At 56.0% G+C, this 24041-nt stretch carries 22 protein-coding genes; 13 read left to right on the top strand and 9 right to left on the bottom strand.

What is annotated here, in order from left to right; translation table 11 throughout:
* Positions 1–60 precede the first annotated feature (60 nt).
* On the bottom strand, positions 61–1371 hold the full coding sequence (locus JAO79_RS01835) for an NAD(P)/FAD-dependent oxidoreductase (protein ID WP_199005461.1): 1311 nt from the start codon (positions 1369–1371) through the stop codon (positions 61–63).
* Between the two features lie 294 nt (positions 1372–1665).
* Between JAO79_RS01835 and JAO79_RS01830 the strand changes: the two genes are divergently transcribed.
* Together JAO79_RS01830 and JAO79_RS01825 are read left to right on the top strand one after the other, a co-directional pair.
* Positions 1666–2289 carry a YbhB/YbcL family Raf kinase inhibitor-like protein gene (locus JAO79_RS01830; RefSeq protein WP_199005460.1) on the top strand — a complete coding sequence of 208 codons (624 nt, stop codon included), beginning with the start codon at positions 1666–1668 and terminating at the stop codon, positions 2287–2289.
* A gap of 97 nt (positions 2290–2386) precedes the next feature.
* Positions 2387–3238 (top strand): DUF547 domain-containing protein, encoded by an 852-nt coding sequence (locus tag JAO79_RS01825; RefSeq protein WP_199005459.1) that lies wholly within the window; start codon positions 2387–2389, stop codon positions 3236–3238.
* Here JAO79_RS01825 and JAO79_RS01820 read toward each other — a convergent pair.
* A complete protein-coding gene (locus JAO79_RS01820) occupies positions 3230–4009 on the bottom strand; it encodes a YiiX/YebB-like N1pC/P60 family cysteine hydrolase (protein WP_199005458.1) in 780 nt (259 codons plus the stop codon). The genes JAO79_RS01825 and JAO79_RS01820 overlap by 9 nt on opposite strands.
* Positions 4010–4635: 626 nt before the next feature.
* Between JAO79_RS01820 and JAO79_RS01815 the strand changes: the two genes are divergently transcribed.
* Together JAO79_RS01815 and JAO79_RS01810 are read left to right on the top strand one after the other, a co-directional pair.
* Positions 4636–4977, top strand: coding sequence for a cytochrome c peroxidase (locus tag JAO79_RS01815; RefSeq protein WP_320158924.1), 342 nt, complete (start codon positions 4636–4638; stop codon positions 4975–4977).
* A gap of 67 nt (positions 4978–5044) precedes the next feature.
* Entirely contained in the window at positions 5045–5797 is a 753-nt protein-coding gene (locus JAO79_RS01810; RefSeq protein ID WP_199005456.1) for a DUF6969 family protein, read from the top strand.
* Here JAO79_RS01810 and JAO79_RS01805 read toward each other — a convergent pair.
* Together JAO79_RS01805 and JAO79_RS01800 are read right to left on the bottom strand one after the other, a co-directional pair.
* On the bottom strand, positions 5755–6000 hold the full coding sequence (locus JAO79_RS01805) for a zf-HC2 domain-containing protein (protein ID WP_199005454.1): 246 nt from the start codon (positions 5998–6000) through the stop codon (positions 5755–5757). The two genes, JAO79_RS01810 and JAO79_RS01805, sit on opposite strands and share 43 nt — an antisense overlap.
* Positions 5994–6614: an RNA polymerase sigma factor gene (locus tag JAO79_RS01800; protein WP_199005452.1), complete on the bottom strand. Its 621-nt coding sequence runs from the start codon at positions 6612–6614 to the stop codon at positions 5994–5996. Before JAO79_RS01800 ends, JAO79_RS01805 begins: the two co-directional genes overlap by 7 nt.
* Positions 6615–6801: 187 nt before the next feature.
* Between JAO79_RS01800 and JAO79_RS01795 the strand changes: the two genes are divergently transcribed.
* From JAO79_RS01795 to JAO79_RS01770, 6 genes are all read left to right on the top strand, one after another.
* Positions 6802–8958 carry an FAD-dependent oxidoreductase gene (locus JAO79_RS01795; protein WP_199005451.1) on the top strand — a complete coding sequence of 719 codons (2157 nt, stop codon included), beginning with the start codon at positions 6802–6804 and terminating at the stop codon, positions 8956–8958.
* Between the two features lie 69 nt (positions 8959–9027).
* Complete coding sequence (locus tag JAO79_RS01790) at positions 9028–9999, top strand: radical SAM protein (protein WP_199005450.1); 972 nt, start codon at positions 9028–9030, stop codon at positions 9997–9999.
* Positions 10000–10269: 270 nt separating this feature from the next.
* Complete coding sequence (locus JAO79_RS01785; RefSeq protein ID WP_199005449.1) at positions 10270–11688, top strand: sodium:solute symporter; 1419 nt, start codon at positions 10270–10272, stop codon at positions 11686–11688.
* A 320-nt stretch (positions 11689–12008) separates the two neighbouring features.
* Positions 12009–12524, top strand: a complete 516-nt coding sequence (ectA, locus tag JAO79_RS01780; RefSeq protein WP_199005448.1) for a diaminobutyrate acetyltransferase — start codon at positions 12009–12011, stop codon at positions 12522–12524.
* A 175-nt stretch (positions 12525–12699) separates the two neighbouring features.
* Positions 12700–13968 carry a diaminobutyrate--2-oxoglutarate transaminase gene (ectB, locus tag JAO79_RS01775; protein ID WP_199005446.1) on the top strand — a complete coding sequence of 423 codons (1269 nt, stop codon included), beginning with the start codon at positions 12700–12702 and terminating at the stop codon, positions 13966–13968.
* Between the two features lie 49 nt (positions 13969–14017).
* Positions 14018–15472 (top strand): aspartate kinase, encoded by a 1455-nt coding sequence (locus tag JAO79_RS01770; protein ID WP_199005445.1) that lies wholly within the window; start codon positions 14018–14020, stop codon positions 15470–15472.
* A 158-nt stretch (positions 15473–15630) separates the two neighbouring features.
* Here the strand turns inward: JAO79_RS01770 and JAO79_RS01765 are convergent, their stop codons facing one another.
* Genes JAO79_RS01765 through pdxH form a run of 3 tightly spaced genes read right to left on the bottom strand, consistent with a single transcriptional unit; the run spans position 15631 to position 17589 of the window.
* Entirely contained in the window at positions 15631–16215 is a 585-nt protein-coding gene (locus tag JAO79_RS01765; protein WP_199005444.1) for a DNA-3-methyladenine glycosylase I, read from the bottom strand.
* 8 nt (positions 16216–16223) lie between these two features.
* Positions 16224–16985: a 4'-phosphopantetheinyl transferase family protein gene (locus tag JAO79_RS01760; protein ID WP_199005443.1), complete on the bottom strand. Its 762-nt coding sequence runs from the start codon at positions 16983–16985 to the stop codon at positions 16224–16226.
* Positions 16954–17589: a pyridoxamine 5'-phosphate oxidase gene (gene pdxH / locus JAO79_RS01755; RefSeq protein WP_199005441.1), complete on the bottom strand. Its 636-nt coding sequence runs from the start codon at positions 17587–17589 to the stop codon at positions 16954–16956. Before pdxH ends, JAO79_RS01760 begins: the two co-directional genes overlap by 32 nt.
* A gap of 142 nt (positions 17590–17731) precedes the next feature.
* On the opposite strand from pdxH, the gene JAO79_RS01750 reads away from it, so the two are divergent.
* A complete protein-coding gene (locus JAO79_RS01750; protein ID WP_199005440.1) occupies positions 17732–20545 on the top strand; it encodes a DUF748 domain-containing protein in 2814 nt (937 codons plus the stop codon).
* Between the two features lie 25 nt (positions 20546–20570).
* On the top strand, positions 20571–21173 hold the full coding sequence (gene yfbR / locus JAO79_RS01745; protein ID WP_227664288.1) for a 5'-deoxynucleotidase: 603 nt from the start codon (positions 20571–20573) through the stop codon (positions 21171–21173).
* A gap of 17 nt (positions 21174–21190) precedes the next feature.
* Here yfbR and JAO79_RS01740 read toward each other — a convergent pair whose 3' ends face one another.
* Together JAO79_RS01740 and JAO79_RS01735 are read right to left on the bottom strand one after the other, a co-directional pair.
* Positions 21191–22210 (bottom strand): SPFH domain-containing protein, encoded by a 1020-nt coding sequence (locus JAO79_RS01740; RefSeq protein WP_199005439.1) that lies wholly within the window; start codon positions 22208–22210, stop codon positions 21191–21193.
* Between the two features lie 2 nt (positions 22211–22212).
* Positions 22213–22674, bottom strand: coding sequence for an NfeD family protein (locus JAO79_RS01735; protein WP_199005438.1), 462 nt, complete (start codon positions 22672–22674; stop codon positions 22213–22215).
* A gap of 232 nt (positions 22675–22906) precedes the next feature.
* Here JAO79_RS01735 and JAO79_RS01730 point away from each other — a divergent pair, with 232 nt between their 5' ends.
* Positions 22907–24022 carry a GGDEF domain-containing protein gene (locus tag JAO79_RS01730; RefSeq protein ID WP_199005437.1) on the top strand — a complete coding sequence of 372 codons (1116 nt, stop codon included), beginning with the start codon at positions 22907–22909 and terminating at the stop codon, positions 24020–24022.
* Positions 24023–24041: the final 19 nt, after the last annotated feature.

Raw genomic sequence — 24041 nt, 5'->3', positions numbered from 1 at the left:
ATTGCTTAGACAGACATTATGCAGGCGGACCTGACGCAATGGTAGCGCCCCCGGGGTCGCTCAGTGGAGCTTCAACCTGGGGTGCATCGCGCGACTGATTTTATCCATCAGCCAGATGATGCCGGTACGCAGGAATCCGTGTAAAGCAACTTGATGCATCCGGTACAGTGACACGTAAAACAGCCGTGCCACTTTACCCTCGATGTACATGCTGCGACCCGACAGGTTACCCATCAGATTGCCAACGGTGGTGTAGTGGCTGAAATTGATCAGCGAACCATGATCCTTATAGACAAACGGTACCGGGGCCTTGCCTTCGAGGCGTGCACACAAGGTTTTCGCGAGCGTATCGGCTTGCTGGTGTGCTGCCTGGGCTCGGGGAGGAACTGGACGCTCGGAGTCGGGTTGGGGGCAGGCGGCACAGTCACCGAAGGCGTAAATGTTGTCGTCGTTGGTGGTTTTCAGGGTTTGCTCGACCACCAGCTGATTGCCACGATTGGTTTCCAGGCCTTCCAGCTCAGCAAGAAACGCCGGAGCTTTGATGCCGGCCGCCCAGATGGTCATGTCGGACGGAATTTCTGAGCCGTCTTTCATCACCAGGCTGTCGCTGCGTACCTCGCTCACCGGCTGGCCGGTTAGTACTTTTACGTCCTGGCGCTCCAGTTCCTGTGTCGCTGCGGCTGACAAACGCCCGGGCAAGGCAGGCAAAATCCGGTCGGCTGCTTCAATCACGCTCACCGAGACATCCGAGGACTTGAGATGGTTCATGCCGTACACCGGAAGCTCGCGGGAGGCCAGGCGCAGTTCGGCGGCCAGCTCCACACCGGTGGCACCGGCGCCGATAATACTGATGTTCAGGGCATGAGGATTGCCCTGCAGCGCCTCGTGGTTCTTGCGCAGAAACGCATTCAGCAGCAGGTTGTGGAAGCGTTGGGCCTGATGCAGGCTGTCGAGGAACAGACAGTGGTCTTGCGCGCCGGGGGTCCCGAAATCGTTGGCGGTACTGCCAACGGCGATCACCAGTGTGTCGTACTTGAGGCGCCGCTCAGGCACCACTTCGTTGCCATCGCCATCGTGAAAGGCGGCAATCACGATTTCTTTGTTGGTGCGGTCCAGGCCGTCCATCCGGCCGAGTTGAAATTCGTAGTGGTGCTTGCGAGCGTGGGCCCGGTAATTGACTTCGTTAGTGCTGGCGTCCAGCGAACCAGAGGCGACTTCGTGCAGCAAGGGTTTCCAGACGTGCGTCAGACCGTCATCGACCAGAGAAATACGCGCTTTTTTCTTTTTACCGAGTTTGTTGCCCAGGCTGGTGACAAGTTCCAGGCCCCCGGCGCCGCCGCCAACGACGACAATGTGGTGCAGACTTTCCATAACAGTGAAACCCTAGAGAAGTGAAAGCCAAACACTCTTGAGCGGATCAAAAACGCTTGGCTATCGCCTCTGGTCTCGGCCGGGGGGGGCGTGTGTGCGGGGTCCAATACTAGCGGCAAAGGCGAGGCAAGGCAATTGGCTGCCCATGGGCATTAGGTCTAAAGTATATATTTATCAGTAAGTTGTATTTTCTTGATTCGCCAGAATCGGTTGTTAACCTGACTGTGAATCTGCACGGCTTGGGTATAAGCTAATCTGAGACATTGAAAGGAACGAATAACAGGAGATAAAACCGTGAAATTAGAGGTAGGTGGTGTTGAAGAAGGGCGCCCGGTACCAGAGAAGTTTGCCTTTGGTGTGTTCAATCCCGATAACCACATGAGTTTCGGGCCCAACCGCAACCCGGAACTGAGTTGGGAAGACGTGCCGGAAGGCACCCAAAGTTTTGTGGTAATGATGTTTGATCCAGACGTGCCCAGCGTTGCCGATGACGTGAATCAGGAAGGTAAGACCATTCCTGCAGACCTGCCTCGCGTGGATTTCTTTCATTGGTTGCTGGTGGATGTACCCGCGACGACTCGCCGAATTCCGGAAGGTGAAGACAGCGACGGTGTCAGCCCAAAAGGTAAGCCGTTTGGCCCCGGCCCGGTTGGCGTGCGGGGAATCAACAATTACACCCAGTTTTTAGCCGGCAATCCGGATATGGCTGGCACCTACGCCGGATACGATGGCCCCTGCCCGCCCTGGAACGATGAGATCATCCACCACTACCACTTTGAAGTGCATGCGCTCGATGTTGAAACCCTGAATCTGTCCGGGGAATTTGATGGGGCCGCGGTGCGTGAAGCCATGGCGGGCCATGTCTTGGCCAGCGCCCGGGTCACCGGCACCTACACCCTCAACCCCGAGCTGCGCTGAGCTCCGCCGCACCCTCTGTCGGGCCCAATGTCGGCGGAGGGTGTAACAATCTGGCCCGGTGTGCGTCTGATACCTGTGTACTAACCGGAGAGGCCTTATGCGCTTAAGCAGTCAGTGTTCATCGTGGTTTGTTGCAATGCTGCTAATGGCGGTGTTGCCGGTGCAGGCTGCGGTGTCTGAAACGGTGTATTCACCGTTCCAGGCCCTTCTGAATCAGCATGTTATCGAGCGCACGTTACCGGATGACGGCTTGGTGTCTGCGTTCGACTATGCCAGCGCGCTGGCTGACGACCGCACTGATGATCTGTTGCGTGAGCAGCGTCAGATACTTTCCGGGTTTGACGTAACCCGTCTCAATGGCAGGGAAGAGGCCGTCGCTTTCTGGATTAACGCCTATAACTTTTTCATGATCGATAAAATCCTGTCCGATAGGCCCGGCGGTCAATTGGTGTCGTCGGTATGGGACTACGGTGGGCGCATTAATCCGTTTGTGGATTCGGTGTTTGAGCGCGAAATGTTTAACGTGGGTGGTCGAGACGTAAGTCTGGATGGCATCGAGAAAGGGATATTGCTCGGCGAGGACTTCAAGGCCAAAGGCTGGAAGGACGCCCGTGTTCATTTCGCTGTGAATTGCGCATCCACCGGTTGCCCGCCGTTGCGCAAACAGATTTACACGGCGGCCAATCTGGACACCTTGTTGGCTGACAACACCCAGAGAGCATTGCATACCCCACGCCATCTGACGGTGGCCTCCGAGGAGTTGACCGTAACCGAGTTATTCAATTGGTACGAAGACGATTTTGTGGAAGCGGAAGGCTCTATTCGGGCCTTTATTCTCAAATGGGCAGCCCCTGCGCGAGCTCAAACAATCAGAAACACCCGCGGCCTCAGCTTCAGCGACTATGAATGGTTACTCAATCGGCCGGAAAACTTCCCGGAACTACAATAGCGTCGGCTTTGATTCGTCTTCGTCCCAGTCCAGTGTCCGGTAATCGAAATCGGCCATTTCGATCGAGGGTTTGACGATGCGAAAGTACGGCGAGGCATCGAAGTCCCGGGGTGTGAACAGTGAGTGGTGTTTGATCCGGTAGCGTTCACGAATGCAGGTAATGCAATCCGGATCATCTGCCGGCAACAATTCCACGATGGGAAGGATTGGGTATTTCAGGCGCTGAAACGCTTCCGCCAGAAATGTCGAGCAGATCGCCCGTGTCGGGTCGCCGCTGCCGAACGCAAGCAGCTTGTGGCGGTGGCGGCTGGGTACCGGAGGCGTCGGGAGCAGGTAACGGGCCAGATCGAACACGTTTCTCATGTCGTACTGGTGGCCGATTCGGCTCCGGGCGTAGTCCGTCAGGATATGAATATCCTGGTCAGAAAGCCCCACCGGGCGGCAAATTCGGGTATGGGCGTGGCGGTAGAATGACAGTGGCAGCGGCCGGATGCCCTGTTCCAGATCGGCTTCAATCAAAGTGTTGGGGTGCCCTTGCGCCGAGGTGCCGAGCCCGGCATGGGGCCCCAGATAAAGTGCCGCATGAGACCAGGTAGACTGTGTCAGGTACTTGATGGCGACACTGATCCGAGTGTTGCCTTCCACCAGCAAAACATCACCGGGCTGCAAAGTGCTTTTCAGGGCTTCCCAGGTTGAGGTTCGCACCGAGTGCTGCGAAACCTCTTTGGATAAATACGCTGCCAGGCGCCGCGTTAACCACGTCAGTAGCATAGAACCTCCCGATCACCGTACTTAGTTTATTAGTAGCACAGACGCCGCAGTAAAGCCTGTGTTGCCGCCTTCAGCTCAATAACGGGGTTTATCGAAAAGTTTGTAACAACCGGGTGGCGCGGGTGTCTAATCGTTGACCGCTTCTGTGAGCGGTGGCGGACTTTGAGGGTCCGCAAGATAACTCCTGAACGGAGAACAACGTCATGACAAAAACACACGTTCTAACACACGCCATTCGCCACACCCGCCCGAATCGACATACTGCCTGGTGGTCAGCAGCTTTAATGACAGCCGTGCTGAGTTCCGGTGGGGGGCTTGCTTTTGCGGCTTGCGGCCCCTGCTCCCCATGCAAAGGAAAATGTAAGGCAGGGCAGCATTGCAAGGCAGGTTGCAAAGCAGGGTGTAAACCCTGTGAGGCAAAGAACCCTTGTGCGGGCAAAAACCCGTGCGCCATGAAACACCCTTGCGGCATGAAAAAGGGCATGAGCGATCCTTGTGCCGGCAAAAATCCCTGCGCGATGAAACATCCTTGTTCGATAAAGAAGAGCTGCGCACCAGCAGGTTGCAACCCCTGCGCAGCTACAGGGAAGTGCGGCGCCAAGCCAAACCCCTGTGCGGCCAAAAAGGTGACCCGGCCGGAAAATTATCAAGCCTACGAGGGTAATGCCGATACCTTGGTAGCCTTGGGTGAGACGTTGTTCAAGGATACCTCGCTCAGCAGTAATGGACTGGCCTGTGCCAGCTGTCACAACGAGGGGGCCGGATACAACGCCACCTTCAGCGACGAATACCCGCATCCGGTTGCCATGGCGAAAAACATCTTTGGCATGGATCAGGTGTACTTGGACGAAATGGTGCAGATCTGCATGGTGCAGCCAATGGCCGCAGAGCCTTTGCCATGGGATAGCCAGGAGTTGGCAGCGTTGACGGCATACATGAGCAAGGTTCAGGCCGACTGGGTTAAATAACGCACACGTAAGCGAGCGCTGTTGTCACTTGAATATGAGTGGGGACAGCGGCTCGAGGAGGCTGGTGATGACCGAAGGTATCCGGATTCCTGCGCTGAGAACCCTGAGTGGTGGTCAGTTGCATGCGAGCCTTGCTGCAATCGATGAAATTCGCGAATGCTACCGCGTACTGAAAAAAGGTGGTTTGAACATTGTGGGTGAGGTGCTCCGCGATCAAGGCCCGTTTTATGAAATGGATCACTACCCGAAAGACGATGTGTATGATCGTGAAACCGCCTCCCAGTACTACTACCATGCCCATCGGGAAGAGCATTCAGAGCATGGCCACTTTCACTTGTTTTTGCGCAATGCGGCACTACCTGACGGTGCAGAGCCTGTGTGCGGGCCGACGGGTGAGAACCGGGTATCGCATCTGGTCGCCATCTCGATGGATGCTTGGGGGTACCCGACCGATTTGTTCGCGGTAAACCGTTGGGTTACCGATGAAAGCTGGCTGCCGGCAGAAACGGTGATCGCCGCTCTGGACCGGTTCGCGATTGATCACGCCTACCCCAGCTGGCCAGTGAACCGTTGGCTCACTGCGATGGTGCGCTGTTTCAGACCGCAGATCGCGGCCTTGCTGAATCACCGGGATGCAATGGTGGCGGACAGGCCGGGGCAGTCGCTGCAGCAGGTGCTGGAAGACCGCACACTGGAGGTTACGGGCAGTATCACCATCGATGTAGAGAGTTGGGCCGCCCGGCTGAAAGAAGAGCAAACCAGAAGATCGCGGAACGATCAGCCTTTTTTGCGGGCTCTAAGTGCCTCTGCGATACGTTGATCAATTTTGCGCATCAAGGCCTCATCCGGCGCGGATGAAGAGTGCGCATGCATAAGATCTGTGCTCACGCGCAGGTTGCCGATGAAGGACCGGCAATGCCGACACATCATCAGGTGCATTTTTATAGCCAGGTTCTGCGGCGTGGCCAGCTCACCATCAATGTAATCGCTGGCGATTTCCGCCAGATCCTTGCACATCAGCATTCGCCGGACTCCTGAAAGGTTTCCACCATCAGAAAGATTCTCTGCCTGGCTCGGTGTAACAGCACTCGCAGGTTAGATGCACTGACATCCAGAATGTTACAGACATCCTCGGACTTGTGCTGGTGGGCTTCATACAGCATCAGGGCGGAACGCTGGGTTTCCGGCAGGGCCGACAGGTGCTTGTCGAGGCAATCACTCAAGGCACCGTTTTCCAGCAGGGTATCCGCCGATTCATCAAAACGCAGGCGAGGCGGCTGTGCCCAGCGGCGTGAGGCATTGAATCGGTCGGCCAGTTCCGGGTCCAGCGCCTCAGTGAAGTCTGTGGTTACCTCCCGCTTGTTGGAGCGGAGTTTGTTTTTGCAGCGATTCGCCACAATCCGGTGCAGCCAGGTTTTCAACCCGGACCGCCCTTCAAATTTGTGAATCGCGTCGATCACCGTGACCCAGCAATCCTGAACAATTTCTTCCGCGCTTGAGGGGTCCAGGTAGAAACGGGCAACGGCAAGCATGCCAGAAGAGTACTCGCGCACGGCCCTTTCATAGGCGCTGCCGTCACCGTGTTGGAGGGCTTCGATCAAGGCGTGTTCGGAGTCTTTGTGCACCGCTGTGTCCATGAGATTGCGTCCCGAGGGGTGTTCGGCCCGTTTGTTGTTCTATCTAATAGTGTTTCGGAACGTAAAAAAGTTCCTGTAGTGTGGAACGGCTGAAAAAAGAATAGGGCAGAAAGGGTGTAACATCCAGCAGTTGCGCGTGTCAGGTTGGGTAAAGCGCCATCTCCATACACCGTAAACAGGCACACTTATGAATCGACGTAAGCTTTTTCTTCTTCTGGTCATCGCTGTCATTGTGGTGGTTTTTATCAGCTTTGACCTGCATCGATTGCTGACCCTGGAAAACCTGCAACAACACCGGGAGGCCATAGCCGGCTGGATTGAGCAAAACCTGTTTGTGGCGGTTGTGGGTTACGCCGGAATTTATGTGTTGGTAACCGCTTTGTCCCTGCCCGGTGCGGCCATTATGACCCTCGCCGGCGGTGCGTTTTTTGGCAACCTCTACGGGTTGGCGGCTGTGTCGGTTGCGTCAACGGTGGGTGCATCACTGGCGTTTTTGATTGCGCGTTTCTTGCTCAGAGACACTCTGCGCAGCCGTTACCGACAAACCGTGGAAAAAATTGATCGAGGCATCGAAAAGGACGGGGCCTTCTATCTGGCCACCTTGCGCCTGGTGCCGGTGTTCCCGTTCTTTTTGATCAATCTGGCCATGGGATTAACCGCCATGAAACTGCGCACCTACGCGTGGGTGAGCTGGCTGGCGATGCTGCCGGGCACCTTTGTGTATGTGAATGCGGGAACTCAGGTCGGACAAATCCAGTCCACAGGCGATATCCTTTCCGGCGAGCTGTTGTTGTCGTTTGCCCTGCTCGCCCTCTTCCCTCTGCTAGCCAAGTACCTGGTGGCCTTCCTGCGCAGCCGTAAGGTCTATGCCGGGTGGCAAAAACCGGCGCATTTCGACTACAACTTACTGGTGATTGGCGGTGGTGCTGGCGGATTGGTGTCGGCCTACATCGGGGCGGCGGTAAAGGCCAAGGTGGCACTGATTGAGAAGCACAAGATGGGCGGCGATTGTCTGAATACCGGTTGCGTTCCCTCCAAGGCATTAATTCGCAGCGCCAAGGCGGCCGATACGCTGCGCCATGCCGATCGATACGGCCTAGAGTCGGTACCGGTGCAGGCATCGTTTAAAAACATCATGAGCCGCGTTAAACGTATTATTGCGCAAGTTGAGCCGCACGATTCGCCGGAGCGCTACCGGCAGCTCGGCGTGGACTGCATTGCGGGCGAAGCGAGTTTCGTCTCGCCGTGGGAGCTGGAAGTGCGCCACAACGATGGTCGTACCGAGCGCCTGACCGCCCGAAGTATTGTCATCGCCACCGGCGGTAAACCCGCCTTGCCACCAATTCCGGGGCTGGATGCCATGGCTCCGCTGACCTCGGACAACCTGTGGGATTTACAAGAACAACCGAAGCGTTTGTTGATACTGGGCGGAGGCCCCATTGGTTCGGAGCTGGCCCATGCCTTTGCCCGACTGGGCAGCCAAGTGGTGCAAGTCGAGCGCGGGGATCGTCTGTTGGCGCGAGAAGATGCCGATGTTTCAGCGGTGGTGAAAGCCCGGTTTGAAACCGACGGCATCGATGTGCGCCTGCAACACGCGGCCACTGAGTTTTGCTTCGAAGACGGAGAAAAGGTCGCCTACTGTGATCACCATGGCGAACGGGTGCGTATACCGTTCGATCAGGTGTTGGTGGCGCTGGGCCGCGCGGCCAATACCAGTGGACTGAATCTGGAACGGATCGGAGTAGAAACCATGCCCAATGGCACGGTACCGGTAGAAGACGACATGAGCGTGCGCTTCCCCAATATCTTTGCCTGTGGCGATGTAGCTGGCCCCTACCAGTTCACCCATGCCGCCGCCCACCAGGCCTGGTATGCCGCGGTGAACGGGTTGTTCGGCCAGTTCAAACGTTTCCGGGTGGATTACCGGGTGATGCCGTGGGTTACTTTTACCTCGCCACAAGTGGCAAGAGTCGGGTTGAGCGAGGCGGAGGCCAAAGCTCAAGGCATTGACTATGAGGTGACCCGTTACGGCCTGGATGATCTGGATCGAGCCATTGCCGAGAGTGAAGCCGAGGGCTTTATCAAAGTGCTGACAGTGCCCGGCAAGGACAAAATTCTGGGGGCTGTGGTGGTGGGTTCACGTGGTGCCGAGATCTTGGCGGAATTTACCCTCGCCATGAAACACGGCTTGGGGCTGAACAAGATTCTGGGCACCATCCACCCCTACCCGACCTGGAACGAATCCGCTAAATACGCGGCCGGTGAATGGAAGCGGGCGCACGCGCCAGAGCGTGTTCTGAGCTTGTTGGCTAAACTGCATGCATGGCGTCTGGGAAAACGTTGATTGTGCGTGTAACAAATCACAGCCGGCTGGGTCTGTGTTCAAGATAATCTATAAAAACGAGGAGCAACTATGCCCCTGACGCAACCTCAGGCACCCAAAGGTGAACGCATTCCTGCGGTGGAGCTGTTGGCGCCCAGAGCCAGAGACAGCTGGACCCATACCCGCAACGGCGACCCCCGCGGTTACATCGATGCCGACCGGCTGAAGGAGCTTTGGATCCACACCGGCACCGCGTGCAATCTGGCTTGCCCGTTCTGTCTGGAAGGCTCGCACCCAGGCGACGGGCGCATTCCGGGCATGAAGCTCAGTGATGTCAAGCCGTTCATTCACGAAGCCATCGAGATGGGGGTGGAGCAGTTTTCGTTCACCGGCGGCGAGCCCTTCGTAATTCGGGACTTCGTCAACATCCTGAACTACGCCAGCCAGCATCGCCCCTGTTTCGTCCTGACCAACGCCACGGAGCCGCTGTTGAAACGTCGGCATCAGGTGCTGCCTTTGTTGGATAACCCCTATCCGATTCATTTCCGCGTTAGTCTGGATTTTCCCGACCGGGCCCGGCACGACAAAGACCGAGGCGATGGCAGTTTTGAGCTGGCGCTGGAGGGGATTCATTGGCTCATAGAGCAGGGCTTCAGGGTGTCTGTGGCCCGTCAGACCGATCCGGGTGAAGTGCCTGCCGAGGTGGAAGCGGCTTTTCGAGCCATTTTCCGAGAGCACGGCATCCCCGAAGATCTCGCGTTTACCGCTTTTCCCGATTTAGGTGCTCCGGGCTCGGAAGACGGCAGTCCGGAAATTACCGAAGGGTGCATGGAAAAATACCCGACGCCGGAATCCCGCGCTCACTTCATGTGCACCTATACGCGCATGTTGGTGAAGAAAGGCGATCAGGTTCGTGTGTATGCCTGCACCTTGGTGGATGACGACCCCCAGTACGATCTGGGCGGTACGCTGGCGGAAAGCATGGATGAACGCATCATGTTGCGGCATCACCGGTGTTTTTCCTGTTATCGGTTTGGGGCTAGTTGTTCGGCGCCTGATTGAGTTTTGTTTGGGAGTGGTCGGCCTTTCGGGCTGGGGTGGCCCTCCCAACCGAAAACCGTGGATTTTCTAATGGGTTGGGAGGGCCACCCCAGCCCGAAAAACCTTTTCGACTTCTTTATAACCGCTTTGCAGGCAGTTCAGAAGTACGGAGGCATCAGTCGGGGGTAGGGGGGCAAAACCATCAGAAAATCCACGATTTTCGTTTTGACCCCCTACCCCCGACTGATGCCCTGCTCCAAAACCAACAAGCCAAAAAGGGCGAATCAAACAATGAACGCGACCGAAGGCACCCTGTTCTGGGGATTTCTCATGGTATACGGCGTGGTGATGTATGCGCTGTCGCCAAAAAGCAAAAACGCCAACTCGTTTTACAAAGGCGCCGACGATCAGGGGAACCCGGTTGGTCAGTGGTCACTGACCGCCAGTATCTTCATCAGCTGGATATTCGCCAAGTCAGTCACCAACGCCGCCAATCTCGGGGCGAGTTATGGAGTGGTTGGCGGGCTGGCCTACGCCAGCTATTGGTTGTCGATACCCGTGGCCGGTTACGTGATCTACCTGATTCGAACCCAGACCGGCGCCCGTAGCCTGCAGGAATTCCTGACCTCACGATTCGGCCGCTTGGCCAGTCTCGCCTTTGCCGCCGCCATTTTGATCCGGCTTTATAACGAAATCTGGAGTAACACCGCGGTCGTCGGAGGTTACTTCGGCTTGCCGGGAGATTGGGAGTATTACGCCGCCGCGATGTTGTTCACCTTTTTTACCCTGGCGTACAGCCTCAAGGGAGGGCTGCGATCCTCGATTTTTACCGACGTTGTTCAAACCTTTGTGTTTGTGTTTTTCGTCGGGGCCGTGTTGTTTTTGCTACTGCCTGAAAATGACGCCGGGACCTTACTGACCAACGGTGAGTTCCGGTTAGAAGCCGGTGTGGATTTGTTGCTGGTGGCTTTGTTGCAGATGTTCAGCTACCCGTTCCACGATCCGGTGCTGACCGACCGGGGCTTCGTCAACAAAGAGAAAACCATGCTCAAGAGCTTTGTGGTGGCGGGGCTGCTTGGCTTCGTGGCTGTGTTTATCTTCAGTCTGGTGGGGGTGCATGCCCGGTTGCACGGCATTGAGGTTATGGGCAACGCGCCCGCAGCGGTTGGCCAGTCTTTGGGGCTGGCGGCTTTGTTCTTCATGAGCGTGATTATGATGACCTCAGCCGGTTCAACGCTGGACTCTACGTTCACATCGTTGGCGAAATCGATGGCTGTTGATTTGCCCCGTTTGATCAAACGGGCAGGTAGCAAGTTGCCCAGTATCCGGGTTGGCGCTGCGGTGATGGTGGTGTTCGCGTTTTTGGGTAACGTGCCGATGTTTGCAGGTACAGACATTCTGAAAGCCACCACCATCTCCGGCACCATGGTAATGGGGTTAGCACCGGTGTTTCTGTTCTATGGCTTCACCCGCTGGTCACCGTGGAGTTTCCATTTGAGTTTCTGGGCCGGCCTTGGCTTGGGGGTGTTGTTGACCATCGGGTTGATTCCCCAAAGTTGGGCGATTGGTGAAGGCAAATACGCCCTGTTGCTGGGTGTGAACGCGTGGGGTTTCCTGATTTGTACGGTGGGCTTCTTTTTACCGTTTGTCGTGCGCCGAGTGGCCGGTTTTTGGGTGGCGGCGCGTAAAGGAGATTCCGGCGCCTGGTAGCAACGAGGCTGTTCCATTGGTCAGGGTGTTGCTGGCAATGTTTGGAGCCCTAAAGGTTTTGTTGGTGGTTATTTTTTATTGGCGCGATTTTCGAGTGTGGTCTATGTTTGGTTGTAGAGGGGCGAATTTCGCCTGATTGCCTGTGCTGCAGGGCTTTTGGCGGTGTTTGGGTCGAAATTTACCCCTCGTGATTGCGCTGTAAGGTGCGATTCAAACCGGGAGTTCAGGGGGTGGTCCTTGGGTAATTTAGGGCTTTCTCTTGAAATATATTTCGTGCTCTATATAATTTATGCCTAAATTTTGACGTGAAACGACAAAACATGACCTCTGAAGGATCGAATACCACCGCCATCACCCTGCGTAAACCAACCAAGGATGATGGCTACAGGCTCCACCAGTTGGTGGCGGAATGTCCTCCGCTGGACCCCAACTCGATTTACTGCAACCTCCTGCAGTGCAGCCACTTTGCCGAAACCGGCGTGGCCGCGGAGAAAGACGGCGATTTGGTCGGCTTTATCTCCGGATACATCCCTCCCCAGCAGCCCGAAACAGTATTTGTCTGGCAGGTGGCCGTTCACGAGAAAGGTCGTGGGCAAGGCTTGGCCAAGCGGATGCTGAAAGAAATCGTGGGCCGTGACGCGTGTAAGGGCGTTACCCATATGGAAACCACGATTACGGAAGACAACGACGCTTCCTGGGCTTTGTTCCGCTCGTTCGCCCGTGACCTAGGTGCAGAGCTCACCTACCACGAGCACTTTGAGAAAGGCACCCATTTCGGTGGCAAGCACGATTCCGAGTTCTTGCTGCGCATCGGACCTTTTACAAAGCCTGTCTGAGAGCTCTGATTCACAGCGAGTGAATTATTGACCGCGATTTTATACAGCCCGGGCCGCCCGAGGTGGGCCTGTTATGTGGCTGAAATAAACGCCCGGTAGGTTTGTTGCGACCGACACGTTTTACCAGCAAGCCGCCGAGCACAACCTCGAACCTACTATGCTAAGAGGCAAGACAATGGAAATTTTTAAGTCTACTGAATCCGAAGTACGTGTTTATTCCCGCGCCTTTCCGGTGGTTTTTAACCGCGCCAAGAACGCGCATTTGTACACCGAAGACGGCAAACAGTACCTGGATTTTCTGGCCGGTGCCGGTTCCCTGAACTACGGCCACAACAACGACACCCTGAAGAAAGCGCTGCTTGAATACATCGAAGCAGACGGTGTGAGCCAAGGCCTGGACCTGTTCACCACCGCCAAGCAGGACTTCATGGAGTCTTACAAAAAGAACATCCTTCAGCCTCGTGGTCTGGACTACAAAATGCAGTTTACCGGCCCGACCGGTACCAACTGTGTAGAAGCGGCCATGAAGCTGGCGCGTAAGGTGAAAGGTCGTACCAACATCATCTCCTTCACCAACGGTTTCCACGGCGTAACAACCGGTGCTGTAGCGGCTACCGGTAACAAGCATCACCGTGGTGGTGTAGGCATGCCGCTGGGCAATGTCGATTTCATGTTCTATGACGGCTATCTGGGCGAAGATGTGGATTCCCTGGCCATCATGGACAAAGTGTTGTCAGACAGCTCTTCCGGCATCGAAACCCCGGCTGCGGTCATCGTAGAAGCGGTTCAGGGTGAAGGTGGTCTGAACGCTGCTCGTGCTGAATGGCTGAAAGGTTTGTCCGAGCTGTGCGAGAAGCACGACATTCTGCTGATTCTCGACGACATCCAGGCAGGCAACGGCCGTACCGGTGAGTTCTTCAGCTTTGAATTTGCCGGCATCAAGCCAGACATCGTTACCGTATCCAAATCTCTGAGTGGTTACGGCCTGCCAATGGCGCTGGTGCTGTTCAAGCCAGAGCTGGATATTTGGGAATCCGGTGAGCACAACGGTACCTTCCGTGGTAACAACATGGCCTTCGTTACTGCCCGCGCCGCTATCGATGCCTACTGGAAAGACGATGCCTTTGCCAACTCTGTGAAAGCCAAGGCGAAAGTGTTGGGTGATGAGCTGCAGGCTATCTGTGACCGTTACCCCGGCGAATTCAAAGTGAAAGGCCGCGGTCTGATGCGTGGTATTGAAGCCGTGAATGCTGATGTTACCGGCCCGATCACCAAGCTGGCGTTCGAGAAAGGCCTGATCATCGAAACCAGTGGTCCAAACGACGAGGTAATCAAGTGCCTGATGCCGCTGACCACCAGCGAAGACGATCTGCGTCGTGGTGCCCAGCTGCTGGGTGAAAGTGTCGATGAAATCATGCAGAAAGGGATCAGCCAGGCGTCTTAAGGCGCCTGCATCGAATTTCTCCTATTCTGTAGATGGCAGAGGCAAAATTATGACTACGGCACAGCATACCGTCGAGAAAATCGGCGGTACCTCCATGAGCAATTACGAGGCCGTGCGCGATAATATCATTATTGGTAATCGCGATGAGGCGGACCTCTACCAGCGGATTTTCGTGGTTTCTGCCTACGGTGGCGTTACCAACGAATTGCTGGAACACAAGAAAACCGGTGAGCCGGGCGTTTACGCCCTGTTCGCCGATGCAGAATCCGATTGGGCGTGGGGCGACGACCTGACCACCCTGATCAAGCTGCTGACCGATATCAACGGTGACCTGTTTACCGATCCTATGCTGAAACAGCAGGCCGATCAGTTCATTACCGACCGCATTGAAGGCGTTCGGGGCTGTCTGATCGATCTTCAGCGCCTGTGTTCCTACGGTCAATTCCAGTTGGAAGAGCATCTGCTGACGGTACGGGAAATGCTGGCGGGTATCGGTGAGGCTCACAGTGCGTTCAATACCGCATTGAAGCTTCAGCAAGAAGGCATCAACGCCCGATTTGTGGATCTGACCGGCTGGCGTGACAGTGAGTTGTTGCCGCTGGATGAAAAGCTGCAACAGGCGTTCGATAACGTTGACCTGAGCCGCGAACTGCCGATCGTGACCGGTTACGCCCAGTGCAAAGAAGGTCTGATGCGGACCTTCGACCGTGGCTACAGCGAGATGACGTTCAGCCGTATTGCGGTCATGACCAACGCCTGTGAAGCGATCATCCATAAAGAGTATCACCTGAGCTCTGCGGACCCGAATATCGTCGGCGAAGACAAAGTGGTTCCGCTGGGACGCACCAACTACGACGTAGCCGACCAGCTGGCGAACCTGGGGATGGAAGCGATTCACCCTCGTGCCGGTAAGGGCCTGCGCCAGAACGAGATCCCCCTGCGGGTGATGAACACGTTTGAGCCAGAGCACACCGGTACGCTGATCACCGGCGATTACGTCAGTGAAAAGCCGCAAGTCGAGATTATTGCGGGCGCCAAGGGTGTCTTTGCCATCGAAGTGTTCGATCAGGACATGCAAGGTGAGCCTGGCTCTGACCGAGCTTTGCTGGATATTCTGTCCCGCTACAAGGTGCGCTTTATCTCCAAAGACACCAACGCCAACACCATTACCCACTATGTGGATACCACGCTCAAGCATGTGAAGCGGGTGGTGAAAGCGATGGAAGAAGCCTTCCCGAATGCTGAGCTGAGCACCCGAAAGGTGGCTTTGGTTTCGGCCATTGGCAGTGATATGAAAGTGCCGGGTATTCTGGCGCGTTCGGTCAAGTCGTTGGCTGACAAAGGCATCAGTGTACTGGCGATTCACCAGTGCATGCGTCAGGTGGACATCCAGTTCGTGATCGACGAAGACCACTACGACTCTGCGATCGCTGCGTTGCACGGTGCGCTCATTGAGCCCCACAACCACGAATACGCAATTGTCGCGGCGTCTGAGACGCCCTGAAAATTACCCGCAGACGAACACGGTCGCTTCGTCTGCGGGTAATGGAGGTTGTCTTGCCTCCCGATCGGGCACCCGGTTGGCCGTTTTATAGATGGCCGGGTGTGTCCGATCACCTTTCCTCTTCTTTTCCTTTCCTTGTGGATATCTCGCGCTGAATCCTACAGCGACAGGGCTTGGCACTCTTGATGCGCTTTGCAGCTCACCAAATGATCATTGACCATGCCCGTAGCCTGCATAAAGGCGTAGACGATGGTCGGTCCCACAAAATTGAAACCGGCCTTTTTCAAGGCTTTTGACAGGGCTTCGGATTCGGGTGTGGTCACAGGCACTTCTTCAAGCGTGCGCCAGTGGTTTTGTATCGGGCGATGTTCGACGAACTGCCACAGGAATTCTGCGAACCCGATGCCCCGCTCTTTCAGGGCGAGATAGGCGTTGGCGTTTCGAATGATCGACTGCACTTTCAGGCGGTTCCGGATAATGCCGGGGTCTTTCAGCAACCGGGCCTGATCCTGCTCGGTGAACCGGGCAATTTTCACGGGGTCAAAGTTGGCGTAGGCCGCCCGGTAGGTGCCGTGCTTGCGCAAGATGGTCAACCAGCTGAGGCCCGCTTGCTGGCCGTCCAGGCACAATTTTTCAAACAAGGCCTGATCGTCATACTCGGGCCTGCCCCAGACCGTATCGTGATAATGCACGTACAGTGGGTCTGTGCCGCACCATGGGCAGCGCTGCTGAGTGTCCGGCATGGTTGCTCCTAGCGTTTGGCTCGAATCGTCCGATGGTAGAGCGGGTCCCAAATGGTGTCCAGCGGCTCGGCCGGTGCCAGGCTGTAATCCTCTGGTGGCGGCTCCAGCAAGGTAACGGCCGGCCAATTGGCCTCCAGGTCGGGATTGTTGGTTTGATACACCAGCGTGGCGAGAAACCCTTCGACGTAACAGCCGCAGCTTTGCCACTGTCGGTCGGGCTGATCCCCGTACAGCTCGAAGTCTTTCCGAACTTCCAGTGTTTGCAGGTTCCCGGCAATGCCCCGGCGTGTGGCCTTCAGCCAAGCTTCTTTCAGGGTCCAGACCTGCAGAAAATTGTAGGGATCGTTTGCCCGCAGTAACCATTCTTGCTCAACCGGTGAAAACCAGCGCTTGGCAACTCCCTGCCAATCCGGCTTCCGTTGGCTTGGCTCAACGTCGACGCCCAACGGCGTTGGACCTATTGCGACCGCATTGAGCCCCTGACTGTGGCTGAGTGAGAGGTGCCAGCCAGCCGGAAACTGCGAGGCGATGGGGCGACCATCGACAGGGTGGCACCGTTCCGCTGGTTCGTTGCTGGTTTTGCTCAAACCCTGGCGAATCAACCAGCGGCTGGACAAATACTCTCCTCGGCGCGGACCGTCCAGTTTTGCCAGCGTGTCTCGCTCAAACGCCGTGAGCCAGTCCGGTAACGAATTCGGTACGCGTGAAATCTGATGACACAACCAGATTTGCGGTGTTTCAGGGTTGTAGTCGTTGGATCGTCCAGGCATCCGCTTCTCTCACGTATTCAAATCGGTCGTGAAGCCGGCTGGGTCGGCCTTGCCAGAACTCGATTCGCTCCGGAACCACACGGTATCCGCCCCAGAAATCGGGCAGAGGAATTTCGCCAGAGCTGAACTTGCGTTTCATCTCCGCAACTTTCTGCTCGAGCAATCCCCGCGATGTAATGGCTTTGCTTTGTTCGGAAACCCAGGCGCCTATCTGGCTGCCGCGAGGTCTTGAGGTGAAATACCTCAGTGATTCCGATTTGCTGACTTTCTCTACTGTGCCTTGAATTCGCACCTGGCGGTTCAGCCCGATCCACGGGAACAGCAGCGCAGCGCGTGGATTCTGGTCGAGCTCGCGCGCTTTTCGGCTGCTGTAATTGGTGTAGAAAACAAAACCGCGGTCGTCGAAATATTTCAGCAGTACGGTTCGGATATCGGGCATCTGGTCGGCGCCGCTGGTAGCCAGAGACATGGCATTAGGCTCCAGAATGCCGGCTTTGCGGCTGTCTTCGAACCAATTCTGGAATTGAACGATGGGGTCGTCATGCAGGTGTTCGCGGTCCAGACCCTCACTTTCAAAGTCCCGACGCATATCGCCGATATCCATAGAGTTGTTCTCCGTTGGCGTTCACAGGAGTTTTAAGGTGTTGAGGATATCCGGTTCGGCGGCGGCTGTCAGGTTTGGCTGACAAAGCCGTTGTGTGAACGCTATGCTTTAGTGATGACCATAACGGGTAAGGGAGAGTTTTGTGGGCCAATCAACGGCAGGAAGTCATAAGGTCAGAAACCTGTTGATCGGGCTGTGTGTGTTACTGGTGCTGTATGCGCTGGCCGGATTCCTGTTGCTGCCATGGTGGCTTGAGAAAGAACTTCCGAATCAGTTGAACGACAAAATGGGATGGCAGGCCCAGGTTTCTGACATCCGCTTCAACCCGTTTCTGTTCAGCCTGGAAGCAGACGAGTTTTCGGCGCAGGACGACGAAGAACGGCCCGTGGCCGCGTTTGAGCATTTGTACGTCAATCTGGATGTGTTGCAGCTTGCGAGGGGGGTAGTGGGGTTTGATGGCATCCGCCTGGTAAAGCCCGATGTGCGATTGGATCTGTTGGAGGATTACTCGGTCAATTTCGCCCGGGACTGGAAGCGTGCAATCCCGGAGCTTGCGGAGGATACGACTGAGGCCAAGGCGGCAGACAGCGAGCTGCCAAAGCTTTATTTCAGCCACTTGGCAATTGAAGACGGCCGCTTGTTGTTCCGGGATTTTACTCAGAAAGACACCATTGAGTTGAACATTAAACCGTTGAGTCTCGCCGTGGATGATCTGGCCACCTGGTCCCGGAGCGAAGACGAGAGCCGCTACTCCATCGTTGCCGCCATTGGTGATCAAACCCTTGAGTGGGAGGGTGAACTGAGTATCAACCCTTTGTATTCCCAGGGCCGGGTTCGGTTTTCCGACGTCAGTTACAAAACTCTGGCCAAGTATTTGGCTCCGCACCTTCCCTGGCGCTTAAAGACGGGGAGGGTTACGGCTGAGTCGGACTATTGGTTTTCGAATGAACGCGGGTTTCAGCTGGAAACCTCAAACGGCAAGATAGAGATTAACCAGCTGGCGCTGGCTTTGGCCGAAGATGTTGAGGAGCCTTCGCTAAGGCTTGAAACCGTGACGGTGGGTGGCATCGGTTTCGACCTGGCTGCGAAGCAAGCGCAGGTCGGCATGGTGACGATTGAACAGCCCTTTGTTTCAGCAACCCGGCAAGCGGATGGACGTATTGACTGGCAAGCCTCGTTGCCGCCCGTCGAAACCGCGCCAGAAGCCGACGGCTTAACAGACGCAGGTCAGCCGTTCCGCTGGGAGGTGCAGGGCGTTGAGTTAACGGAGGGCCGCTTGCGTTGGCGAGATGAAGCGGCGGCACGGCCCGCAGAGCTGGAATGGGTGGACCTAGCTGTCACTCTGGGTGAACTGTCCCACCGGACCGATGAGCCGACGGCCTTCGAGCTAGCCACCCAGCTGGCCAGTGGTGGCCAAATCAGCGCCAAGGGTCAGCTTACCCCTACCCCGTTCAATTTTGAAGCGGCTCTGGCAGGGTCAGATATCGTCTTGGAGGCCGTTGAGCCCTATATCCAGCTAGGAGCCAATGTGGCGATATCAAATGGCCTGCTGAGTTTTGATGGCAATCTCGATCTGGATGGGCAGGCTGCGCCGGTAACCGGCACGTTCAGTGGTTCAGCGCAGCTGACCGACTTTGACCTGAAGCTGCCTGAGCAGCAGGGTGAGTTGGTAACCTGGCAACTGTTGCGACTGGCACCGGTGGAGTTCAATGTGAACCCGGCCCGATTGGAAATCGGCACGGTAACGCTGGAGCAGCCCTATTTCAATCTGGTTCGTCTAAAAGGCGGTGCCCACAATGTCGAAGGCGTGGTGAAAGCGGGGCCGGATGCACAACCCCGTGAGTCTTCAGAAGAAAACGCGACCAGCCGTCAAACCGATGAACAACCCGAGTTTATTTTCCGCATTGGTGAGCTGCTTATTGAGGGTGGTTCGGTGGATTACACCGATCGCACCCTGAGCCCTGTCTTTACCACCGGAATTGAGCGATTGTCAGGTTCCGTCAGTGGTATCAGCAATGTGCCGCCCCAGCAGGGGCTGGTCAGTGTGCAAGGCGAACTGGCGGGTGGTGCTCCGGTGTCATTCCAAGGCTCGCTGGGCGCTCTGGGAACCGAGGAAACCAGTGATCTGAAGCTCACGATGGAAGGCGTGTCGTTACCGGCGCTTTCCCCCTACCTCGGCCGTTATTTAGGTTACGCCGTGGATGCAGGAAAACTGGATCTTGAGCTGGATTACGAAATCACCGGCACGAACTTGAAGGCTTCGAACCAGCTTCGTCTGGATCAGATGCGTTTGGGCCAGTCGGTAGCCAGCGAAGAAGCCGTCAATGCGCCGGTGAAGCTGGGTTTGGCCCTGCTCGAGAATCAACAGGGTATTATCGACGTGGATTTACCGATAAGCGGTGACATTTCCAATCCCGATTTCCGAATTGGTCAGGTGGTGATGCGCACCTTTGTGAACCTCCTGGTCAAAGCGGCCGCGTCACCGTTCAGCATGCTGGGTTCGCTGGCGGATTTTGCCGGCTTCAGTACTGAAGAGCTGGGCCGGGTCAGTTTTGTACCCGGCAAGATTGCCTTGGCAGACGGCGAAGCGGAAAAAATCGCCGCCTTGGCCAAGGCGCTGAACGACCGGCCGGATCTGCTGCTCAGCATTCGCGGAGCGGCAGAACCCGAAGTGGACGGCCTGGTGTTATTGAAAGAGCGTATGAGAGCGGCCGGTGAAGCCGTCAGCGACGAAGCCTGGGCCCAGGCGAAACGGGAATACCAAGCGGGTGAGCGCCAACTGCCACCGGAAAGTATCCGTCAGCTGGCGGCCAGACGCGGCCAAGCGATACATCGGCTTTTGAAAGACACGCACGGAGTGCCCGACGATCAGTTGTTTTCGCTGGAGACTCTGCAACAATCGGAGCTGGATGAACAAGGCAACGTGATTGTGCCCTTCACACTGGATGTGCGCTGATGCTGAAACCGACAGGAAACCCTGAATGAGCCTGAAACAGATGCCCGTGAGCCATTTTTTTGCCTATGTGTCCCGGCTACGCTGGATAAAACGCTGGGGGTTGATGCGAAATGCCATTGAAGAAAACGTGGCGACGCACTCCTGGGAAGTGGCCACCATTGCCCATGCCCTCGCGCTGATTCGCAACACCCGGTTTGGCGGCCAGGTAAACGCAGACCGAATTGCAACCGCCGCCCTGTATCACGATGCCACTGAAGTGATTACCGGGGATATGCCGACTCCGGTGAAGTACCACTCGAAAGTAATGCGGGAGGTGTTTGGCGATATCGAGCACAAAGCCGAGGCTGAATTGCTGGCGTTGTTGCCCGGTGAATTGCAGGATGCCTTTTCGCCCTACCTGCGAGAGTCGCAGTGGACAGAGGAAGAACAAGAGCTGATCAAATCGGCTGACCGGCTGTCAGCGCTGTTGAAGTGTCGCGCCGAAATCCAGGCCGGTAACAAAGAGTTCGAGCCGGCGGCAGAGCAGATACTCCGCCGCCTGCAAGAAGATGCGTCACCGGAAGTGAAATACTTCCTTGAGGTATTTGCGCCCAGTTACGAGCGCCCGCTGGACCACCTGCTGGGGTAGCCCGCGGTTCACGAGTTTCAGTTGGTGCCGGCTGAGGCCACCATGCCGCTGCGCAAGCTGTCCCGTACAGCATCTTCGGGGCTGCCGGCCAACTCGCGGAACATTCCCATAGACCCCAGCAGAGCGGTCGATTCATAGGGAACGAATACGCGCTCGCCGTCCTGGGCCATGGTTGGCAAGGCTTTGATGTAGCTTTGGCCGAGCAGATAGCCCACAACCGTGCGCTTGTTTTCCTCGTTTTCGCCGATGGCATTCAATACCAGGCGAATGGATTCCTGCTCACCTTGAGCCCGCAGGATGGCGGATTCCTTATCGCCTTGGGCGTTCAGGATCGCAGACTCACGCTGGCCCTGAGCCATGGCAATGGCTGCAGCCTTCTCACCTTCAGCTTCCGTAACCGTGGCGCGGCGTTTCCGCTCAGCGGCCATCTGCAAACGCATGGCCTCTTCCACTTCTTCCGGCATGCTGATGTCTTGCACTTCCACGCGGGTGAGCTTTACCCCCCACTTGGAGGCAGCTTCTTCCATTTCGGCCTGAATGGCGTTGTTCACTTCGCTGCGGGATTCAAACAACTTATCCAGCTCCATCTTACCGACCACCGAACGCAGTGTGGTTTTGGCAAGCACTTCCACCGCCTGGCTCATGTTGGCCACCTCATAAACGGCACGGCGAGGATCGATAATCTGGTAGTAAAGCGCGCCGTTGATTTTCACCGTCACGTTGTCGGTGGTGACGACCGGCTGGCCCGGGAAATCCATCACGGTTTCGCGTCGGTCGATGCGGACTTCGTCGGTAGTCACCGGGTGGTACTCCTCGCCCATGCGCATGTAGCGAATCATGCTGATCGGGCGGGGTTTCTCGATAAAGGGAATGATGATGTTGATGCCGCTTTCAAGTACACGATTAAACGACCCCAGCCGTTCAATGACCATCACCTCGGACTGGCGAATAATCACCAGGCCTTTGGCAATAACAAAGATGCCGACAGCAACAATAATTAAGCTGATAACCAGCCCCGGAGTAATAAATGCTTCCATGTTTAACCTTCCTGTTTGGGTTGAGCCAGGTGCACGATGGCAGTGGTGCCATCAAATTTTTCAAAAACAACGGCTGTGCCGGCCGGTAATTCGGGGCTGCTGCCATCGGCCAGTTTCAGGCGATAAAAATCGCCGTTGACTTTGATGCCGGTGGCGCCATCAAAGTCACGCAGTAACGTTCGATAGGTGGTTCCGTGCTCGACACCCGTGCCCGTAGTGCCGTAGGCCACACCTTTCGGGGAAAAGCGAGGGCGAATCCAGCGGATGGCAACGGGCACCAGAATGCCGGACATGACACCCATGGTGACCAGTTGCCACTCAAACGGTGCGCCCAGAAAAGACACCAGGGCGGTCAGGGCCGCGGCAATGCCCAGCGCCAACAGCAACAGGACGCCGGAGGTGAGCTCGGCAAGGCTGAGGACCAAAGCCAGGATCAGCCATAAGTGGGTAAGACTCCATTCCATAATCAGTTCCAAGCGAAGGGCATGAATTCAGAAGAATCTTGATTGTAACCAAAGGATTTGCTGCCGTCTCTGACCGCTTGCACACATCGGTTGTAAGGTGCTTGGCTAATGGGGCCTGCGTCCGTTCCGATCAATAAAAGGGGGCGAAAGTTATAGGGAAAACGAGGCAGCGTGTTTTATAGTCGGTTTATAGGCGATAATAATTAAAAGCCTGATTTAGGCCAGCATTACTATGGATATGTTAAACCATCCGGATTTAGGCAAGGCGCTGACGCAAAGCCGTTCAGGGCTGAGGGATGACCACCGCCGCTCACTCGCCAGATTTCTGTTCTGGGTGACGGGGTTGTCGCTCATGGTGTTTGCCGCTCTACAGATGTTCAGTGGATACCCTTGGGTATCGGCTGTCGAACTCGTCATCGGTACCTTGGCATTAATCGGTGTGGCTCGCATTAACCACACTCCGTACTTTGAACGCTGGGTATACGGCTATCTGTTCACCCTGTTCTCATTCTTCATTGTCCTCATGTTACTGCCGGATGCCTCCATGGCAGCGTTCGTTTGGGTTTTAATGATGCCGGTGCTCGCTTACCTGTTGCTTGGTCGCCGTGAAGGCATGATTTTGAGCGTGCCGTTCATGCTTCTGGGTTGCGCGGTGTATTTCGTTTTTCTGGGTGGCGTGCAAGGGCTTAGCAAAGCCGATTTCGTGATTGATTTTCTGAACATGGTGCTCTGTGGCAGCCTGATGCAGGTGTTCATGTATATGTACGAACAGCGGCGTGAGGAAGCCGAACAGCGCTTGATTGAGGTGGCGCAAACGGATGCGCTAACCGGGCTGGCGAATCGAGGCAACTTCCAGTCGACGTTGATACGCACCATTGCCGAAAGTGAACGCAGCAGTTCCGTCTTTGCTTTGGTCATGATGGATATTGACCATTTCAAGGTCATCAATGACACCCATGGCCATGAAACGGGCGACTATGTGTTGCAGGAAATTGGCCAGTGCCTGCAGGAACGGCTGCGCGGTACAGATTTTGTCGGCCGTTTGGGCGGAGAGGAGTTCGGTTTGATTCTGCGGGATGTTAAACCGAAAGCAGCTTATGAGCTGATTGAAGAACTGCGGACGCGTATCGCTGCCCGAAAGCTGCGCTTTGCGAATGTTGACCTCTCCGTTACCGCGACGTTTGGCTTGGCGCAATGGCCGGAAGATGGCCGAACTGCTGATCTCCTGTTCTCGGCAGCCGATCAGCAGTTGTATCGAGGAAAGCGGGCTGGCCGAAATCAGGTTGCCTCTCCCACCAAGGTGCTTTCTCCTCAAATAAAAGATGTCGCGGCTGGAGGTAAGGGCTGAATACGGTATGCTAGCGCTG

This window comes from Marinobacter litoralis (assembly GCF_016427555.1).
In the GTDB taxonomy this organism is placed as follows: domain Bacteria; phylum Pseudomonadota; class Gammaproteobacteria; order Pseudomonadales; family Oleiphilaceae; genus Marinobacter; species Marinobacter litoralis_A.
This window is presented reverse-complemented; position numbering and strand designations above follow the sequence as displayed.

Coding starts and splice junctions, on each gene's coding strand:
- JAO79_RS01735 (WP_199005438.1), bottom strand. CDS start 22,674: ATGGAATGGAGTCTTACCCACTTATGGCTGATCCTGGCTTTGGTCCTC.
- ectA (WP_199005448.1), top strand. CDS start 12,009: ATGACCTCTGAAGGATCGAATACCACCGCCATCACCCTGCGTAAACCA.
- JAO79_RS01730 (WP_199005437.1), top strand. CDS start 22,907: ATGGATATGTTAAACCATCCGGATTTAGGCAAGGCGCTGACGCAAAGC.
- JAO79_RS01800 (WP_199005452.1), bottom strand. CDS start 6,614: ATGGACACAGCGGTGCACAAAGACTCCGAACACGCCTTGATCGAAGCC.
- JAO79_RS01760 (WP_199005443.1), bottom strand. CDS start 16,985: ATGCCTGGACGATCCAACGACTACAACCCTGAAACACCGCAAATCTGG.
- JAO79_RS01820 (WP_199005458.1), bottom strand. CDS start 4,009: ATGCTACTGACGTGGTTAACGCGGCGCCTGGCAGCGTATTTATCCAAA.
- JAO79_RS01740 (WP_199005439.1), bottom strand. CDS start 22,210: ATGGAAGCATTTATTACTCCGGGGCTGGTTATCAGCTTAATTATTGTT.
- JAO79_RS01810 (WP_199005456.1), top strand. CDS start 5,045: ATGACCGAAGGTATCCGGATTCCTGCGCTGAGAACCCTGAGTGGTGGT.
- ectB (WP_199005446.1), top strand. CDS start 12,700: ATGGAAATTTTTAAGTCTACTGAATCCGAAGTACGTGTTTATTCCCGC.
- JAO79_RS01790 (WP_199005450.1), top strand. CDS start 9,028: ATGCCCCTGACGCAACCTCAGGCACCCAAAGGTGAACGCATTCCTGCG.
- JAO79_RS01835 (WP_199005461.1), bottom strand. CDS start 1,371: ATGGAAAGTCTGCACCACATTGTCGTCGTTGGCGGCGGCGCCGGGGGC.
- JAO79_RS01770 (WP_199005445.1), top strand. CDS start 14,018: ATGACTACGGCACAGCATACCGTCGAGAAAATCGGCGGTACCTCCATG.
- JAO79_RS01825 (WP_199005459.1), top strand. CDS start 2,387: ATGCGCTTAAGCAGTCAGTGTTCATCGTGGTTTGTTGCAATGCTGCTA.
- JAO79_RS01795 (WP_199005451.1), top strand. CDS start 6,802: ATGAATCGACGTAAGCTTTTTCTTCTTCTGGTCATCGCTGTCATTGTG.
- yfbR (WP_227664288.1), top strand. CDS start 20,571: ATGAGCCTGAAACAGATGCCCGTGAGCCATTTTTTTGCCTATGTGTCC.
- JAO79_RS01805 (WP_199005454.1), bottom strand. CDS start 6,000: ATGCTGATGTGCAAGGATCTGGCGGAAATCGCCAGCGATTACATTGAT.
- JAO79_RS01765 (WP_199005444.1), bottom strand. CDS start 16,215: ATGCCGGACACTCAGCAGCGCTGCCCATGGTGCGGCACAGACCCACTG.
- pdxH (WP_199005441.1), bottom strand. CDS start 17,589: ATGGATATCGGCGATATGCGTCGGGACTTTGAAAGTGAGGGTCTGGAC.
- JAO79_RS01785 (WP_199005449.1), top strand. CDS start 10,270: ATGAACGCGACCGAAGGCACCCTGTTCTGGGGATTTCTCATGGTATAC.